The organism is Mycobacterium sp. 2-64, assembly GCF_035918375.1.
Classification (GTDB): domain Bacteria; phylum Actinomycetota; class Actinomycetes; order Mycobacteriales; family Mycobacteriaceae; genus Mycobacterium; species Mycobacterium intracellulare.
Map to the genome: position 1 here is coordinate 2227907 of NZ_CP142361.1, position 15782 is coordinate 2243688.

The window sequence follows — 15782 nt, forward strand, 5'->3', positions numbered from 1 at the left end:
CGACGGCCCGGGTTTGCGCGAATCGGCTGCTTTACCCTCGATCACTATGCCCGCGGCCAAGGCCGGGCTAACGCCCGAGCAGATCAGCGCGATCGACGCCGCGCACCTGTGGCATCCGTACAGCACGATCGGCGCCGAATCCATCGCACCCGTCGTCGCGGTCGCGGCGCACGGCGCCCGGCTGACCCTGATCCGCGACGGCGAACCCGTCGAGGCGCTCGACGCCATGAGCTCCTGGTGGACCGCGATCCACGGGCACGGCCACCCGGTCCTGGACGCGGCCCTGTCCGCCCAGCTCGGCGCCATGAACCACGTCATGTTCGGCGGACTGACCCACGAGCCCGCGGCCCGGCTGGCCCAGCTGCTGGTCGAGATCACCCCGGCCGGCCTGGAGACGGTGTTCTTCAGCGACTCCGGATCCGTGTCGGTGGAGGTGGCGGTGAAGATGGCGTTGCAGTACTGGCGCGGCCTCGACCGGCCCGGCAAGCACCGGCTGATGACCTGGCGCGGCGGCTACCACGGCGACACCTTCACCCCGATGAGCGTCTGCGACCCCGACGGCGGCATGCATTCGCTGTGGACCGACATCCTGGCCCGGCAGGTGTTCGCCCCGCAGGTGCCCCGGGACTACGACGCCGCCTACAGCGCGGCGTTCGAGGCGCAACTGGCCCGCCACGCCGACGAACTGGCCGCGGTCATCGTCGAACCCGTCGTGCAGGGCGCCGGCGGCATGCGCTTCCACCACCCGCGGTACCTGCGCGACCTGCGCGAGATCTGCCGACGGCACGACGTGCTGCTGATCTTCGACGAGATCGCCACCGGCTTCGGCCGCACCGGCGAGCTCTTCGCCGCCGACCACGCCGGCGTCAGCCCCGACATCATGTGCGTCGGCAAGGCGCTGACCGGCGGCTACCTGAGCCTGGCCGCCACTCTGTGCACCACCGAGATCGCGCACACCATCAGCGCCGGCGAGGCCGGCGCGCTGATGCACGGGCCCACGTTCATGGCCAACGCGCTGGCCTGCGCGGTCTCGGTGGCCAGCGTCGAGCTGCTGCTCGGGCAGGACTGGCGGTCGCGGGTCGCCGAGATCGGCACCGGGCTGGCGGCCGGGCTCGAACCCGCCCGCGCATTGCCCGGCGTGACCGACGTCCGGGTGCGCGGGGCCATCGGCGTCATCGAATGCGCGCGCCCCGTCGACCTCGCCGTCGCCACGCCGGCGGCGCTGGACCACGGCGTCTGGCTGCGCCCATTTCGCAACCTGGTCTACGCGATGCCGCCCTACATCTGCACGCCCGACGAGACCTCTCGGATCGCCTCGGCGATGGTGCAGGTCGCCCGCCTCGTCGGCTAGCAGTGGCGACCCGCTGCGCCCGGCGTGGACTATGCGGCGACCCGCTGCGCCCGGCGTGAACTATGCGGCGACCCGCTGCGCCCGGCTACGCCGCGCTGGCGGTCGCCGCGGCCGGGCTGGCGGTCGCCACTGACGTTGATGGCGGCGACCCGCTGCGCCCGGCGTGAACTATGCGGCGACCCGCTGCGCCCGGCTACGCCGCGCTGGCGGTCGCCGCGGCCGGGCTGGCGGTCGCCGCGGCCGCGCTGGCGATCGCCACTAGGCTGAGCCCCTATGAACGCCTCCCCGCAGGCACCGATCGACGTCTCCCCGCTGGCCTGGCTGGAGGCGGTGGAACGGCAGCGCCGCGAAGCCGGGCTGCGCCGCTCGCTGCGGCCGCGCCCCGCCGTGGCCACCGAGCTGGACCTGGCATCCAACGACTACCTGGGTTTGTCCCAACACCCCGACGTGATCGACGGTGGGGTCGCCGCGCTGCGCATGTGGGGCGCCGGGGCGACCGGGTCCCGCCTGGTCACCGGCGACACCGAGCTGCACGAGGAATTCGAGACCGAGCTCGCCGACTACGCCGGGGCGGCCGCGGGGTTGCTGTTCTCCTCGGGCTACGCGGCCAACCTGGGCGCCGTCGTCGGGCTGTCCGGCCGGGGTTCGCTGGTGGTGTCCGACGAGCTTTCGCACGCCTCGCTCGTCGACGCCTGCCGGCTGTCGCGGGCCCGGGTGGCGGTGACGCCGCATCGCGACGTCGGTGCCGTGGAGGCGGCGCTGCGATCGCGCGACGAGGAACGCGCGGTCGTCCTTACCGAATCGGTGTTTTCCACCGACGGCGCCCTGGCGCCGCTTCGCGAACTGCACGACGTGTGCCGTCGGCATCGCGCCCTGCTCATCGTCGACGAGGCGCACGGCCTCGGGGTGCGCGGCGGCGGGCGCGGGCTGCTGCACGAGGTCGGGCTGGCCGGTGCGCCGGACGTGGTCATGACCACCACGCTGTCCAAGGCGCTGGGCAGCCAGGGCGGCGCGGTGCTCGGGCCGGCGTCGGTGCGCGCCCATCTGATCGATTCGGCGCGCACGTTCATCTTCGACACCGGACTGGCCCCGGCGGCGGTGGGTGCCGCGCGCGCCGCGCTGCGGGTGCTGCGGGCCGAACCGTGGCGCGCGGACGCCGTGCTGCGCCATGCCGGCATCCTCGCCGAGGCCTGCGGGGTACGCGAGCTACCGCAGTCGGCGGTGGTGTCGGTGATCCTCGGCGACCCCGACGTGGCGGTGGCCGCCGCGACCGCCTGCCTGGACGCCGGCGTGCGGGTCGGATGCTTCCGGCCCCCGACCGTGCCCGCCGGCACCTCGCGGCTGCGGCTGACCGCGCGCGCGTCGCTGGACGACGCCGAGCTGGACCTCGCGCGCCGGGTGCTCACCGACGTGCTCGCCGGGCTTGGCTAGGGCACCCCGGTGACGGTCCTGGTCGTCACCGGCACCGACACGGGGGTCGGCAAGACGGTCGTCACCGCGGCGCTGGCCTGCCACGCCCGCCGGGCCGGCCTCGACGTGGCGGTGTGCAAACCGGTCCAGACCGGCACCGATGACGGCGACGACGACCTCGCGGAGGTGGGCCGGCTGTCCGGGGTGACCGAGCTGGCCGGGTTCGCCCGGTACCCGCAGCCGCTGGCGCCGGTGGCCGCGGCCGAGCAGGCCGGGATGCCGCTGCCCACCCGCGAGCAGCTACTGGGGCTCATCGGGGAGTTGGACCGGCCGGGGCGGCTGACGCTGGTCGAGGGCGCCGGGGGCCTACTGGTCGAACTCGGCGAAAACGGTGTCACCGCACGCGATCTCGCCGTCGCGCTCGGCGCCCCGGCGCTGGTGGTGGTCAGCCCGTCGCTGGGCACCCTCAACCACACCGCGCTCACGCTGGAATCACTTGCCGCACACAATGTTTCGTGCGCCGGGCTGGTGATCGGGGCGTGGCCCCGGTGCCCCGGGGTGGTGGAGGCGTCCAACCGGTCCGCGCTGGCCCGGTTGGCCGCGCTGCGCGCCGCGCTGCCCGCGGGGGCGGCGTCGCTGGACGCGGCCGACTTCGCGGCGCTGTGCGCAGGCGCATTCGACCGCGACTGGGTCGCCACGCTGGCCGGCTGATGGTCCACTCCATCGAGCTGACCTTCGACCGCGACACCGAGGCCGCGATCCGAAACATCTGGGAAGCGTTGGCGGCGGCGGGAATTCCCAGCCAGGCGCCGGCCAGCCGCCCGCACGTGACGCTGGCGGTGGCCGAGGGCATCGCCGCCGACGTCGACCCGTTGCTGGCCCCGCTGAGCAACCGGCTGCCGCTGGGCTGCCTCGTCGGCGCGCCGGTGTTGTTCGGCCGCGGCAGCGCCGTTTTCGCGCGGCTCGTGGTGCCGACGGGCGAGCTGCTGGCCCTGCACGCCCGGGTGCACGAGTTGTGCGCCCCGCATCTGGTGCCCGGCCCGATGCCCAACAGCCTGCCCGGTCAATGGACCGCGCACGTCACGATCGCCCGCCGGGTCGGCGGCGCCCAACTCGGCCGCGCGTTGCGCATCGCGGGCCGGCCCGCCCAGATCGACGGCAGCTTCGCGGGTTTGCGCCGCTGGGACGGCAACAAGAAGGTCGAGCACCTGATCGGTTAGTGGCGACCGCAAACGCGGTATGGCGGGGCGCGGGGGCCACCCATCGGCGCATCGCACAGAAATTCTACGGTCGTTGACTTATCTCCGCCGATGTCGTTAGCTTGGACGCGGAGAAACTCCGCAGTCGGGGAGTTATGCGGTGCCAGGTTTCACGACGGGTCGTGCGCCGGGTCATCAAGGTGCCCGACTTCCCGCGGCGGGACGCCGTCGCCGTACCTGGCGTGAAAACCATTGGGAACGCGCGAGTTACAGGCTCTGAGCGAAGGGGAGCATGATGCGTACAACGACTGCGGCGCTAGGCAGCGCGGCGTTTTTTCTCGTCGCCCCGGGGACCGTCGCCGGACTGATCCCCTGGCTGATCACCGGCTGGCATTGCCATCAACCGCTGCCACACTGGGTGATTGCCCAGATCGTCGGGGTGCTGCTGATCTGTGTGGGCCTGGTACCGGTGGTGTCGGCGTTTGCGGAGTTCGCCAAGGCGGGCGGCACCCCAGCACCCGTCGCGGCGCCCCGACGACTCGTCGTCAGTGCATTCAACCGGTATGTCCGCAATCCGATGTACGTCGGCCTCCTGGTGGTCATCGTCGGCCAGGCCCTGCTGTTCGGCAGCCTCGGCACGGCCATCTACGCCGCGGTGATGTGGGCGGTGACGGCCTCGTTCGTGCGCTGGTACGAAGAACCCACCCTGCAGCGCCAATTCGGGACCGACTACGAGGCCTATCGGCAGGCGGTGCCCGCGTGGTTTCCGCGACTGCGCCCGTGGACGCCCGGCCCAAGATGACATCGCCCGCTGGGCCCGGCGCTCCGGCCGCACATCAGCGTTCGTCGCGCTGCGGCGCCGCCCGGCTCATGGGGTGGCCGACAGTGCGAACTCCTGCCCCATGGCCTCGTGCACCCTGGCGCGCCGCTCGTCGATGGCGCGGCCCAGGTCTTGCAGCAGCAGCGGCTTACTGGTCACCAATTCGACGAGGTGGTCGCGATCGATTTCCAGCGCGGTGATTTCGTCGATCGCCTGCGCGTCGGACAGGTTGGGCTGCCGGGTCAGCGCGGTCACCCCCAGGAACGAGCCCTCGTCCAGCCCCCCGACCGCGACCGCCGTTCCGTCCCTGGCGGTGGCGGTCAATCGCACACCGCCCGCGAGCAGAAACGTCATCTTGTCGGGAACCCGGCCGGCGTGCTCGACGATCTCGTTCGCACCGTAGCGAACGATCCTGGCGTGCGACGTCAGCGCCTGCTGATCCGGTTGGCTCAGCCGCAACGCCGGGGCCACCACGGTCCGCAAGGCCTTCTCGATGCGCTCGGGCGTCGAGATGTCGTCCTCGGCGCCGTCGAGGCGCAGGCCTTCGCGCCGCGCGGCGTACCAGAGCCAACGCAGAAACGTCGCCTGCGCGGCGGAATCGTCTGCGGGCGACCTCAACCCGACGGTGAGGAGGTACTCGGCGGCCCCGGCGGGCGTCGCGGCTGCCACGGCGTTGGGCCTGCGCTGCGGCAGCGCGTTGGCCACCCGTTCCAGCAATGCGCACACTCGGTCGGGCGGGTCGACCTCGGAAAACGTTGTGGTGATTGCCAATTGGTGGCCCCCGGGCGGGCGGCTGAGGTTGGTGAACGAGGTGGTGGCCAGCACCGAGTTCGGGGTGATCTGTAGCCCACGGCCGGTCTGGATGTGGACGGAGCGCCAGTTCGCCTCCACGATGCGGCCCCGGGCCGCGGGGGTGTCCAGCCAGTCGCCGATCCGGAATGGCTGTTCGAACAACATGAACAGCCCCGACACGATCTGGCCGACGGAGTTCTGCAGCATCAGCCCGATCACCACCGAGGTCACGCCCAGCGCGGTGAAAAGGCCGCCGACGCGGACACCCCACACGTAGGAGAAAATGACCGCCAGCCCGACTCCGATCAGCACGAACCGGGTCACGTCGAGGAAGATGCCCGGAATGCGCTGGCGCCACGTCCCTTGCGGCGCGCCCTCGAACACGGTCGCGTTGAGCCCGGACAACAGCAGCACCAACACCACGAAGCCGAACACCGTCGCGAGGACCCGAACCGAGGTGAACTGCGCCGGCATCCGCGCGACGTTGACCAGCAACACCAGCAGGGCGCCCAGTGGGATCAGGTAGCTGCGCAACAGGAACGCCGGCCGGGCCAGCGGGCTGTCCCTGCGGACCAGGCTCTGATGCCATTCGGTGAGGGCGATCAGCAGCAGCGGCAGCCCGATGACCACACCGGCGGCCCAGTACAGCGACGACGAGTCCAAGGATGTCACGGCCCTGCCCCTTACCCTTCCGACAACTTCCAGATCTGCTGCTCGACGCCGCCGACCGTGATGGTGCCCGCGGGCGTGAACTGACGGATGTCGTGCATCACCTCGTACACCTTCGAGGTGACGTAAATCCCCGTTTGCGTTGTGCTGCTGCGTGTTTGATGCGCGAGGTTGACGGCAGCGCCCCACATGTCGTAGACGATGCTGGATCGCCCGACCAGTCCGCTGATGACGTTTCCGGTGTTGATGCCGGCCCGCAGCGCCAGGTGGTAGCCCGTCCTGGCGTTGAAGCGCGCGATGATGTCTTTCATCTCGACAGCGAATTCGACGGTGCGGTGGACGCTGTCCAGGCGGGGAAAGTTCAGGCCGCAGCTGGCGAGGTAGCCGTTGTGGAGCGTGCGAATCGGCTCGATACCAAGGGATTCGGCCGCCGAGTCGAGTTCGCGGATCAGCTCGTCGACGATGCCCACCAATTCGCGCCCGGAAAGCCTGCCCGAGATCTCGTCGAGGCCGACGAGGTCGGCGAAGATGACGGTGACGTCCTGGTGCTCCTGGGCGATCGTGTGTTCGCCCTCGCGGTATCGCCGCGCCACCGGCTCGGGCATCAACGACCCGAGCAGCCGGTCGTTTTCCTTGCGTTGTTCGCCCAGCAGCTCTTCCTTGATCTGCAGGTTTCGGCTCATCTCGTTGAAAGCGGCCGTGAGTTCCCCGATTTCATCGTGGGAGGTGACCGGGATCGCGACGTCGTAGTTTCCGGCGCCGATCTCCTGGGCGCCGGCCTGCAACCTGCGGATGGGTCGCACGAAGATCTGCGCGACCAGCAGCGCCGCCACACAGATAACGAAAACCATTGCGGTGGTGGTGATCACGAGGGTCTGGGTGAGCGACATGACGCGGGCGTTGGCCTCGGCGGTTTCCCTGGTCGCGACGATCGACCAGTGCAGGTCGGAATTGGGCACGGACAGCGGGGCGTAGGCGGCGAGTTCGCGCCGGCCCAGATAGCTGGTGTCGGTGAGGGTTCCCGACTCTCCGCGGTCGGCGGCGCGCACCGCCGCGGTGGCCACGGGCTGAACCAGCGTGGTGCCGCCCCACCTGATCGCCGTGTCGACGGCGGCCGGCCGGGTTCCGGCCGCGACCGCATCCCGTTTGTATCGCTGGGGGTCCTCGAGGAACAGCCGCGAATCCGAGCGCATCAGGTGGTCCGGACCGGCGAGATACGTTTCGGCGGTGTCGCCCATGCCCGCGGCCTTCCACTGCTTGTCGGCGGTCATGATCCGATTCACCTTGGCGATCGGCAGGGGCAGCGCCAGCACCCCGGCCGCGTTGCCGGGTGGACCGATCGGTGCCGTCAACCACGCGATGGGCTGACCGAGTTGAGCCTGATAGGGCGCGAAGTCGGTGATCCACACGAAGTCCACCGAGTTGGCGGCCATCGCCTTCTCGTAGGCGTCGCGCAGGTTGGATTGGCGATACGGGCCGGTGCGGACGTTGGTACCGAGGGACGCGGATTTCTTCACGCTGTAGACGACGTTGCCGCGGGTGTCGAGCAGCAGCGCGTCCCGGTACTCGAATCGGGTTGCGATCTCGCGAAAGTAGTCGTTGAACCGCGCATTGGCGGCCGACCATGCGCTGCCGTCGCCGGCGTCGTCGGGCGCCGAGCCCGTCTGATTGGAGGACCGATTCGCCGCCACGGTGTAGTGCGCCTGCAGGTACTTCTGTGCGTTGTTGCTCGGCAGCACGGCGTCGAGTGCCAGCTTCTTGCCGGTGTCGCGCTCGATCGGTTCGATCAGCTTTTTGGTGTAGAAGTCCACCAGCGCGCGTTGCTGCCCGGGGTCGACGGGAGCGTTGGCCAGTTGGTCGAAGCCGGCGGTGAACTCGCGCACCGCGTCCAACGCGGTGGTTCCGTGGCTGTAGACGACCAGCGAATCCGACAGATCCGAGAACAGGGTCTCGATGGCCCGTTTCTGCGCCGCGCGCATCTGGGTCATCCGCTCGGAGGCCGCGGGCAACAGCGCGTTGCGCGCCGCGACGTATTCGACTGTTCCGATCACTCCCAGCGACGCCAGGCTGGCCACCAGCAGCATCAGCATCACCTTGGACTGAATGCTGAATCGGGACAGCGCTCGTAGGCGACGCCACGTCGTCCGGGCCGGGTTCTGCTCGTCCGGGGGGACCGGCTCGGTCGAGCGCCCCGCCATCAATCGAGTTCGGTCAGGGTTCGCGTTACGGAGGAGCGCACGCCGCAACGCCTACCCACCGAAGAGCAGATACAAACCGGTGAAGGTGTAGCCGACCATCACCAGCATCATGGTCAGCTGTCCGGTGAGCTGATGGCCGGCGGGCAGCAGTCGCAGGGCTTTGTCGTGGGCGGCGATCACCGCGACGATGTGCCCGGTGACCACGCAAATCACCTTGATCGCCGCCAGCAGCGGCGGATGCATGGACAACACGTAGGCCACGTGTAAGTGCGCCAGGCCGAACAGGTTCCAGCCGCGGCCGAACGGGTCGGCCAGCGCGAACACCGCCTGCTGCCCGCGTTCCACCAGGTACGACAGGTAGTGCGCGAAGATGTAGCCCACCACGATCGGGATCAGCGAATGCGCCATCTGGCCGGGCAGCGCGCGGCGCCGCTCGCGGTCCACGCCGCCGGTGGCCCGCGCGGCCAACGAAAACGTCACCGCCACAACGGAAATGAAGACGATCAGCCCGGCGGTGCGTAGCGCCGACGACGCTAAAGTGGGGGACACGCCGACGTCTCGCGTGAGCCGATCGGCGAAGCCGCGCCAGGTCGGCGACGACGAGAAGCTGTCGAAGGCGGTGGACCCGAGCAGCACCGCCAGCAGCACGACGACGCCCGGACGCACCGGCAGCGACGGCAGATGGTCGAGCGGGTTGCCGACGACGATCCGCCCGGTCTCCCGATTGCGGCGAAACGGTGAGAGCCGGGAGACGGCCATGCTGTACACGCCGAACGGGTCGGCGCGCGCCAGCCAGCGCTGCCCGCACAGCCAGGCCCCGGCGAGCATCAGCACGGCGTAGGCGGCGATCCACGTCCTGATCCAGGGCAGCGACGCCGAGTTCGGGCTGGCCAGTTCCATCCAGACGAACGCGAACAGGCCGACCGCGGCGGGACGGTAGCCCCAGCCTTCCGGGTAGGACCGCCGCGGCCGGCCGATCCGCCGCGGCGTGACGCGGCGCAGCAGCAGGTACACCGTGCGCATGGGCGAAATCACCCGCCACACCGGCCCGAAGGCCAGCGACAGGGCCACCAGCCCGACCCACAGCAGCACGTAGAACGCGCCGAGCAGCGCGTTGGTCTCCGACTGGGGGCCCCAGATCCCGGCCGACACCGCCCACAGCGCGAACACCAGCGCCAGCGCCGCGGCCGCCCAGCGGCTCGCCCGGGCGTCGACGAAGGCCGTGAGCGCCGCCGGCAAGGGCCTGCCCGGCTTCAGCGGATCGAACCGCGGTTGTCGCCAGGCGAAAGCGACCAGGGCGAAGGTGAACGTCAGCGCCCATGCCGCCCCGACCATCGCGTAGGCGTACGGCACCGGAAGGTCGCCCGACCCGCCGAGCCCATGCGCGAGCACCACCGCCGCGTGGGCGGAGGTCACGGCTGCACTTGGATGGTGGCGATGGTCCGGTCGAGGTGGTGCAGTTCCACCGCGACGTTGCCGGGCACCTCGACGGCGAAGTCAAACGTCTGGTGGGGCGCCGCCGCGACCTGGAACTTGTGATCGGGCGTCGAGTGCACGTGCAGCTCGTCGGTGGCGTCGCTGGTCACGTGCAGGGTGATCTGCTGGCGCACCTTGGCCTGCAGTGTGGCGTTGGTCGGGGTCACCTGACCGTGGGCGATGGTCACGTCGATCACCAGGGGAGCCGCCGGCGACTTGTCGGTGGAACCGCCGCAGGCGACCAGCCCGCAGACCAGCGCCGTCACCCACGCCGCGAGGAGAGTGCCGCGAATCGTCATCGCCCTACGCCGCCCGGGGAGCGGGCTGCTTGTCCTCGACGGGCTCCGGCTCGGTGACGGCGTTGCCGAGCCGCCCCGCACCCCACGTCAGGCCGGCGATGACCATCAGCGTCATGAAGAGCACCACGATCGAGCCGGCGGTGAACAGCCACACCGGCGCGTTCTGGTCGCGTTCGCGCTGCAGGATCGTGATCTCCTGCACGAACGGGCGGTTCATCGCCGGCAACGCCGGAACCTCGGGCGCCGGGATCGCCTCGTCGGCCGGTTCGTAGATCGGCACCGCGGTCATCGTGTAGCCGTCCTGAACCCGCAACAGCGTCTTCCACGTGCCCCACACCGGAAGCGGGCGCGTCGACCGGTAGTGCCCGGGACCCACCTGCTCGAGCTCGTCGATCTGTAGACCGCGATTGTTCTCCATCCGGCCCTGCCAGGACAGGATCGTCACCCACTCCGGATGCCGGCCGACCATGTCGGACGGTTGCAGTTGGACGTCGGCCGAGACCATGCGCTGCCCGGGCGCCGCGGGCAGATCGGTCAGCGTGATGGCGGCGTTGTTCTGGCGCGGCACGACGATGTGCAGGCCGTTGGCCACCGCGCCGCCGATCACCAGCACCGTGACCACCACCACCGAGATGCCGGCGGCGCGGCCGGGGAGCCGCTGGCCGGTGAGCACCATGCCGAACAGCGCGCCGCACATGCCCATCAGCACCGCGACCGGCACCGCCATGGCCAGCGCCTCGCCCCACATGCCGACCGGCCACGGGTAGTGGTAGACCGCCGCGATCCACAGCGATTCCAGCCACAGCCCGACGGTCCCCACACCGAGGCCCGCGACGGCGCCAAATGCGATGGGGCGCTTGATCAGCGGAGTCAGCGCGATCAACTCGACCGCGAGGGCGGGGCCGAGATACAGGGGGAACCAGTTGATCGGGGCCCCCAGGATCGGCCCGACCAGCAATGCCACACCACCGCGCAGCGCGATGGCGAAGACGGCCGCGATCAGGGCCGCACCCCGTCCCATGGTGATGCGGGCGGCCACCGCCGCCAGCGCCGCCGCGGCGGCGATCATCATGGGCTGCAGGACGAGGCGGAATTGCTCGACGCCGAAGTCGTATTCGATCTGATAGACCGACAAGCCGATGAACATGCCGCCGAACGACAGGTAGCGCAGGAACGTGATGAACGCGCCGTGCAGGACGTCGGCGCCCAGTTGGGCCTCACCCTCGCGCTCGAGCATCAGCACCGCGAACAGCGAGAAGCAGGCGCCGCCGATCATCATCAAATGCGTTGGGCCCCAAAGTGTTACGTCCTGGCCGAAGATGCGGTGCCAGATGTCGTCGAGCGGGAACCCGATCAGTGCGTACAGGCCGCAGCCGGCCATCAGCACACCGCCGACGGGGGCCTGCCAGTTCCGGGTGATGCGCACCGCCGCCGGGCCGGGCTGCTCGAAAGGCAGCACGACCGCCGTCATCCCGCCGAGGAAGATGCCGAACAGCCCGATGATGATGAAGTAGTGCGCCGGGTTGGCCAGCGGGCCGGGGTCGCGGCCGTTGCCGATATGCCAGCTGACGTCCCAGATGAAGCCGAACAGCGCGCAGATGATCGATGTGGTGAACACCAGCACCGGCAGGGCGACCCAGCTCGGTCGGTGGAATTTTTCGCCCACCTTGTCCGCGAGGCGGGCCAACCAGGTGATGCGGTGCGTGCGGTGGGCGTGGCCCACCCACAGCATCAGCAACGTGATCACCACCGCGGCGATCGAGAGCCCGATCACCTGGTCCAACCCCGCACCGCGCGCCGGTGCCTCAGCAACAATCGTCAGTTCATTCGGCCGCATCGTCGTGCCTCCCACTCGCGCCGGGCTGCCCCGGAAGATCCGATTGAAGTCAACCGCTTATTACTGTCAAGTAGGTTCGTGATTGTTTGTTTAATGCCCAGATCCGGCGCCCGTCAATCACGCTCTTGATCGGGCGTGTCGGGTTTCGACGCGTCGGAGGTGGCCTTGGTGGCGCCCGTGACGTTGCGGCCTTCGCGGCGGTCGCGCAGCGCGATGTACAGGATGACGGCGACGACGATCACCGCAGGCAGGAATGCCGGCGCCGCCAACAGCAGGTAGTGGTGCGCCAGGTATTCGACGTGCGGGGTCACCATGGTCGTATACCCAGGGATAGGCGGAGTTCTTCGGCCGTTACCCTACTTTGAACACCTTTTCGTTCCGGCTGCCACCACCACGGGGCAGATGTGTCCCCACGCGCGGACACGAGAAAGAGGCAAGGAGTACCTGGTGACCCAAGCGGCAACCCGACCGACGGCCGAAACCGGCAACGGCGAGGACATCCTGGCGGTGGCCCGGCAGCAGGTGCTGGAGGACGGCCAGGGCCTGAGCCGCGACCAGGTCCTGCAGGTGCTGCGGCTGCCCGACGACCGGCTCGACGAACTGCTGGCGCTGGCCCACGAGGTGCGGATGCGCTGGTGTGGCCCCGAGGTCGAGGTCGAGGGCATCATCAGCCTCAAGACCGGCGGCTGCCCCGAAGACTGTCACTTCTGCGCGCAGTCCGGCCTGTTCGAATCGCCGGTGCGCAGCGCCCGGCTCGACATCCCCAGCCTGGTCGAGGCGGCCAAGCAGACGGCGAAGTCCGGCGCCACCGAGTTCTGCATCGTGGCCGCGGTTCGCGGTCCCGACGAGCGGTTGATGGCCCAGGTCGCGGCGGGCATCGAGGCGATCCGCAACGAGGTCGAGATCAACATCGCCTGCTCGCTGGGCATGCTGACCGCCGTGCAGGTGGAGCAGCTGGCGGCCATGGGTGTGCACCGCTACAACCACAACCTCGAGACCGCGCGCTCGTACTTCACCAACGTCGTGACCACCCACTCCTGGGAGGAGCGCTGGGAGACGCTGTCGATGGTGCGCGACGCCGGCATGGAGGTGTGCTGCGGCGGGATCCTGGGCATGGGCGAATCCCTTGAGCAGCGCGCCGAATTCGCCGCCGAACTCGCCGAACTCGGACCCGACGAGGTCCCGCTGAACTTCTTCAACCCCCGGCCGGGCACGCCGTTCGGCGACCTGGAGGTGCTGCCGGCCAGCGAGGCGTTGAAGTCCGTCGGCGCGTTCCGGCTGGCGCTGCCGCGCGTCATGCTGCGCTTCGCCGGCGGCCGCGAGATCACCCTGGGCGACCTCGGCGCCAAGAAGGGCATGCTGGGCGGCATCAACGCCGTGATCGTCGGCAACTACCTGACCACGCTGGGCCGTCCGGCCGAATCCGACCTGGAATTGCTCGGCGACCTGCAGATGCCCCTCAAGGGGCTCAACGCCAGTTTGTAAGCGACTCGCCGCGGCTAGGGTTGGACACTTGTGGTTGGCGATCTGGGTGCTGCGGTCAGCGCCGGCGTCTACAACGTCTACACCGGCGAGTTAGGGGGCACCGCCGTGCCGACAGCGGCTCAGCTGGGCCTCGAGCCGCCCCGGTTCTGCGCGGCGTGCGGGCGCCGGATGGTGGTGCAGGTCCGCCCCGACGGGTGGCGGGCGCGCTGCTCGCGTCACGGTGAGGTCGACTCCGCCGACCTGGAGGCGCAACGGTGAGCGAGCAGGCCAACCCGGACGCCCCGGCCCCGCCCGTCGCCGTAACCCGCCGGGCGCGGGTGCGCGCGCTCGTGCTCGTCGCGGCTGGCTCGGCGGTGACCGGTCTGCTGATCGGCGCGCTGTGGGCGTGGATCGCGCCGCCGATCCGCGCCGTGGTGGCGCTCACCCGCTCCGGCGAGCGGGTGCATGACTATCTGGGCAACGAGTCCGAGCATTTCTTCGTCGCTCCCGCCCTGATGCTGGGCCTGTTGACCGTGCTGGCGGTGGTCGCGTCCGTGTGGGCGTGGCAATGGCAACAGCACCGCGGCCCGGGAATGGTCGTCGCCCTGTCGGTCGGCATGCTGACCGCCGCCGCCGCGGCCGCCGCGGTCGGGGCGGGGCTGGTGCGGCTCGCCTACGGCGCCTTGGACTTCGACGCGGTGCCGCTGAGCAAGAGCCCGTCCGTCGCCTACGTCACCCAGGCGCCGCCGGTGTTCTTCTCCGACCGTCCCCTGCAGATCGCGGTCAGCCTGATGTGGCCGGTGGGCGTCGCCGCGCTGGTGTACGCCGTGCGGGTGGCCGCGGACGCCCGTGACGACCTGGGGGCGCTGCCGCCGGAGCGCCGGGCCTCCGACGCGCTGCCCGTGGGAGGGGGCGGCGCGGCGGAAGCGGCCGTGTCATAGCGGACGGCGGCGAATCCTGCGGCCCGTGACCACCTTGGCCGCGATCTTGAACAGCCGGGCCATGCCGATGTAGGTCATCGGGTTGAACATCGTCGGCCAGGTGGTTCGCACCAGGTGCTCGGTCAGCGGGCGACCCTCGAAGCGGTCCGTCAGCCAGCGCAAGGTCATCGGCGCCGACAGCGGGTGCAGCATCATGTGTTCGTTGAACGCGTCCCGGTGGTAGGTGACCCGCGCACCGCCCGCCGAATAGGCGTCGGCCAGCACGTCGATGTCGTGGACGTCGATCAGGTAGTCGTGCACGGCCTGCACGATCAGCACCGGTGGCGTCGGGACCGCGGCGCCCAGCTTGATGTGGTCGAAGACGTACGAGACTTCCGGGGTGGACAGGATCTTCTCGAGGGGCTCGTCGAGATAGTCGCCCATGTTCTTGCCGGCCATGCGGACGACGGCCCCGACGGTCGTCATCTTCTCCAGCGAGTCGAGCAGGGCGCGCCCCTCCTCGTTGGCGTGCTCCTTGATCACCCGGTCCAGATCGGGATAGATGTGCGCGAGCGCGGCCACCACCAGCGCGGGCAAGCCCGACAGGAAGCTGCCGTTGAGCCGCCGGAAGGTGTTGCCCAGGTCCCCGACGGGCGAGCCGAGCACCGCGCCCACGATGTCGAGTTCCGGCGCGTATTCGGCGCACACCTCGGCGGCCCATGCGCTGGCCAGGCCGCCCCCGGAGTACCCCCACAGCCCGATCGGGGCCGACTTGGACAGCCCGAGCCGCTCCGAGCCCAGCGCGGCCCGGATGCCGTCCAGGACCCGGTAGCCGGGCTCATACGGCGCCCCCCACAAGCCGCGCAGGCCTTCGTGGTCGGGCACGGAGACGGCCCAGCCCTCGGCGACGGCGGCGGCGATCAGGAAGAGCTCGAACTGGCCGATCGCCCCGAACGCCTTCGCCCGGCGGCGCAGCGCATAGGACGGGAAGCAGCGCGACGACACGGCGTCGATCGCGCACTGGTACGACAGCACCGGGCAGGGGGCGAGGTCGGTCGGGACGATCACCGTCGTCGCGGTCGCCTCCGGCTGACCGTGCATGTCCATGGTCCGGTAGAGCAGCTGGACGGCCTTGATGGGCTGCGGGATCAGGCCGAGGAAGGCCAACTCGACGTCGCGCGAGCGCAGCACCGTCCCGGGCTCGGCGTGCTGGAATCCCAGCGGCGGCTGGTAGAACGGGTCGTCCGAGGGCAGCAGCGGACGCACCTTGGGCTGCAGTTCCTCGTGGGGCGGCCGGGCGATCCATTCCGCGCCATGCGTGCCTGCCAGGTTGCCGAGCTCAGCCAT

General features: G+C 70.2%; 15 protein-coding genes. 8 read left to right on the forward strand and 7 right to left on the reverse strand.

Annotation, left to right across the window (positions count from 1 at the left end; all coding sequences use genetic code 11):
* Positions 1–46 precede the first annotated feature (46 nt).
* The 5 genes from QGN31_RS10625 to QGN31_RS10645 all read left to right on the forward strand — a co-directional run bounded on the left by QGN31_RS10625 (position 47) and on the right by QGN31_RS10645 (position 4762).
* Positions 47–1351, forward strand: a complete 1305-nt coding sequence (locus QGN31_RS10625) for an adenosylmethionine--8-amino-7-oxononanoate transaminase (RefSeq protein WP_064893630.1) — start codon at positions 47–49, stop codon at positions 1349–1351.
* Positions 1352–1624: 273 nt separating this feature from the next.
* Positions 1625–2782, forward strand: coding sequence for an 8-amino-7-oxononanoate synthase (locus QGN31_RS10630; RefSeq protein WP_064893629.1), 1158 nt, complete (start codon positions 1625–1627; stop codon positions 2780–2782).
* Between the two features lie 9 nt (positions 2783–2791).
* The gene (gene bioD / locus QGN31_RS10635; RefSeq protein WP_014385133.1) at positions 2792–3472 is read left to right on the forward strand and encodes a dethiobiotin synthase; all 681 of its coding nucleotides are present in this window, start codon (positions 2792–2794) and stop codon (positions 3470–3472) included.
* On the forward strand, positions 3472–3981 hold the full coding sequence (locus QGN31_RS10640) for a 2'-5' RNA ligase family protein (protein WP_009954660.1): 510 nt from the start codon (positions 3472–3474) through the stop codon (positions 3979–3981). The genes bioD and QGN31_RS10640 overlap by 1 nt, the downstream gene beginning before the upstream one ends.
* 271 nt (positions 3982–4252) lie before the next feature.
* Entirely contained in the window at positions 4253–4762 is a 510-nt protein-coding gene (locus QGN31_RS10645; protein ID WP_009954662.1) for a methyltransferase family protein, read from the forward strand.
* Positions 4763–4828: 66 nt separating this feature from the next.
* Here QGN31_RS10645 and QGN31_RS10650 read toward each other — a convergent pair whose 3' ends face one another.
* The 6 genes from QGN31_RS10650 to QGN31_RS10675 form a co-directional block, all read right to left on the reverse strand.
* A complete protein-coding gene (locus QGN31_RS10650; protein WP_038536589.1) occupies positions 4829–6244 on the reverse strand; it encodes a mechanosensitive ion channel domain-containing protein in 1416 nt (471 codons plus the stop codon).
* An 11-nt stretch (positions 6245–6255) separates the two neighbouring features.
* Complete coding sequence (locus tag QGN31_RS10655; protein ID WP_014385131.1) at positions 6256–8439, reverse strand: adenylate/guanylate cyclase domain-containing protein; 2184 nt, start codon at positions 8437–8439, stop codon at positions 6256–6258.
* Positions 8440–8490: 51 nt separating this feature from the next.
* A complete protein-coding gene (locus QGN31_RS10660; protein WP_014385130.1) occupies positions 8491–9855 on the reverse strand; it encodes a hypothetical protein in 1365 nt (454 codons plus the stop codon).
* The gene (locus QGN31_RS10665) at positions 9852–10214 is read right to left on the reverse strand and encodes a hypothetical protein (protein WP_014385129.1); all 363 of its coding nucleotides are present in this window, start codon (positions 10212–10214) and stop codon (positions 9852–9854) included. Before QGN31_RS10665 ends, QGN31_RS10660 begins: the two co-directional genes overlap by 4 nt.
* Before the next feature lie 4 nt (positions 10215–10218).
* Complete coding sequence (locus tag QGN31_RS10670; protein WP_014382779.1) at positions 10219–12051, reverse strand: hypothetical protein; 1833 nt, start codon at positions 12049–12051, stop codon at positions 10219–10221.
* A 113-nt stretch (positions 12052–12164) separates the two neighbouring features.
* A complete protein-coding gene (locus tag QGN31_RS10675) occupies positions 12165–12365 on the reverse strand; it encodes a hypothetical protein (RefSeq protein WP_009954668.1) in 201 nt (66 codons plus the stop codon).
* A 133-nt stretch (positions 12366–12498) separates the two neighbouring features.
* Here QGN31_RS10675 and bioB point away from each other — a divergent pair, with 133 nt between their 5' ends.
* Genes bioB through QGN31_RS10690 form a run of 3 tightly spaced genes read left to right on the forward strand, consistent with a single transcriptional unit; the run spans position 12499 to position 14456 of the window.
* Positions 12499–13536, forward strand: a complete 1038-nt coding sequence (gene bioB, locus QGN31_RS10680; RefSeq protein WP_201409264.1) for a biotin synthase BioB — start codon at positions 12499–12501, stop codon at positions 13534–13536.
* A 30-nt stretch (positions 13537–13566) separates the two neighbouring features.
* Positions 13567–13794 carry a biotin synthase auxiliary protein BsaP gene (bsaP, locus tag QGN31_RS10685; RefSeq protein WP_008257787.1) on the forward strand — a complete coding sequence of 76 codons (228 nt, stop codon included), beginning with the start codon at positions 13567–13569 and terminating at the stop codon, positions 13792–13794.
* Positions 13791–14456, forward strand: coding sequence for a DUF2567 domain-containing protein (locus QGN31_RS10690; RefSeq protein WP_201409265.1), 666 nt, complete (start codon positions 13791–13793; stop codon positions 14454–14456). The genes bsaP and QGN31_RS10690 overlap by 4 nt, the downstream gene beginning before the upstream one ends.
* Here QGN31_RS10690 and QGN31_RS10695 read toward each other — a convergent pair.
* The gene (locus QGN31_RS10695) at positions 14451–15782 is read right to left on the reverse strand and encodes a lipase family protein (RefSeq protein WP_014380365.1); all 1332 of its coding nucleotides are present in this window, start codon (positions 15780–15782) and stop codon (positions 14451–14453) included. The genes QGN31_RS10690 and QGN31_RS10695 overlap by 6 nt on opposite strands.

Excerpts from the sequence above, each read along its gene's own strand:
- QGN31_RS10625 (WP_064893630.1), top strand. The coding sequence starts at position 47 with ATGCCCGCGGCCAAGGCCGGGCTAACGCCCGAGCAGATCAGCGCGATC.
- QGN31_RS10630 (WP_064893629.1), top strand. The coding sequence starts at position 1,625 with ATGAACGCCTCCCCGCAGGCACCGATCGACGTCTCCCCGCTGGCCTGG.
- QGN31_RS10640 (WP_009954660.1), top strand. The coding sequence starts at position 3,472 with ATGGTCCACTCCATCGAGCTGACCTTCGACCGCGACACCGAGGCCGCG.
- QGN31_RS10645 (WP_009954662.1), top strand. The coding sequence starts at position 4,253 with ATGATGCGTACAACGACTGCGGCGCTAGGCAGCGCGGCGTTTTTTCTC.
- QGN31_RS10655 (WP_014385131.1), bottom strand. The coding sequence starts at position 8,439 with ATGGCGGGGCGCTCGACCGAGCCGGTCCCCCCGGACGAGCAGAACCCG.
- QGN31_RS10665 (WP_014385129.1), bottom strand. The coding sequence starts at position 10,214 with ATGACGATTCGCGGCACTCTCCTCGCGGCGTGGGTGACGGCGCTGGTC.
- QGN31_RS10670 (WP_014382779.1), bottom strand. The coding sequence starts at position 12,051 with ATGCGGCCGAATGAACTGACGATTGTTGCTGAGGCACCGGCGCGCGGT.
- QGN31_RS10675 (WP_009954668.1), bottom strand. The coding sequence starts at position 12,365 with ATGGTGACCCCGCACGTCGAATACCTGGCGCACCACTACCTGCTGTTG.
- QGN31_RS10695 (WP_014380365.1), bottom strand. The coding sequence starts at position 15,782 with ATGGCTGAGCTCGGCAACCTGGCAGGCACGCATGGCGCGGAATGGATC.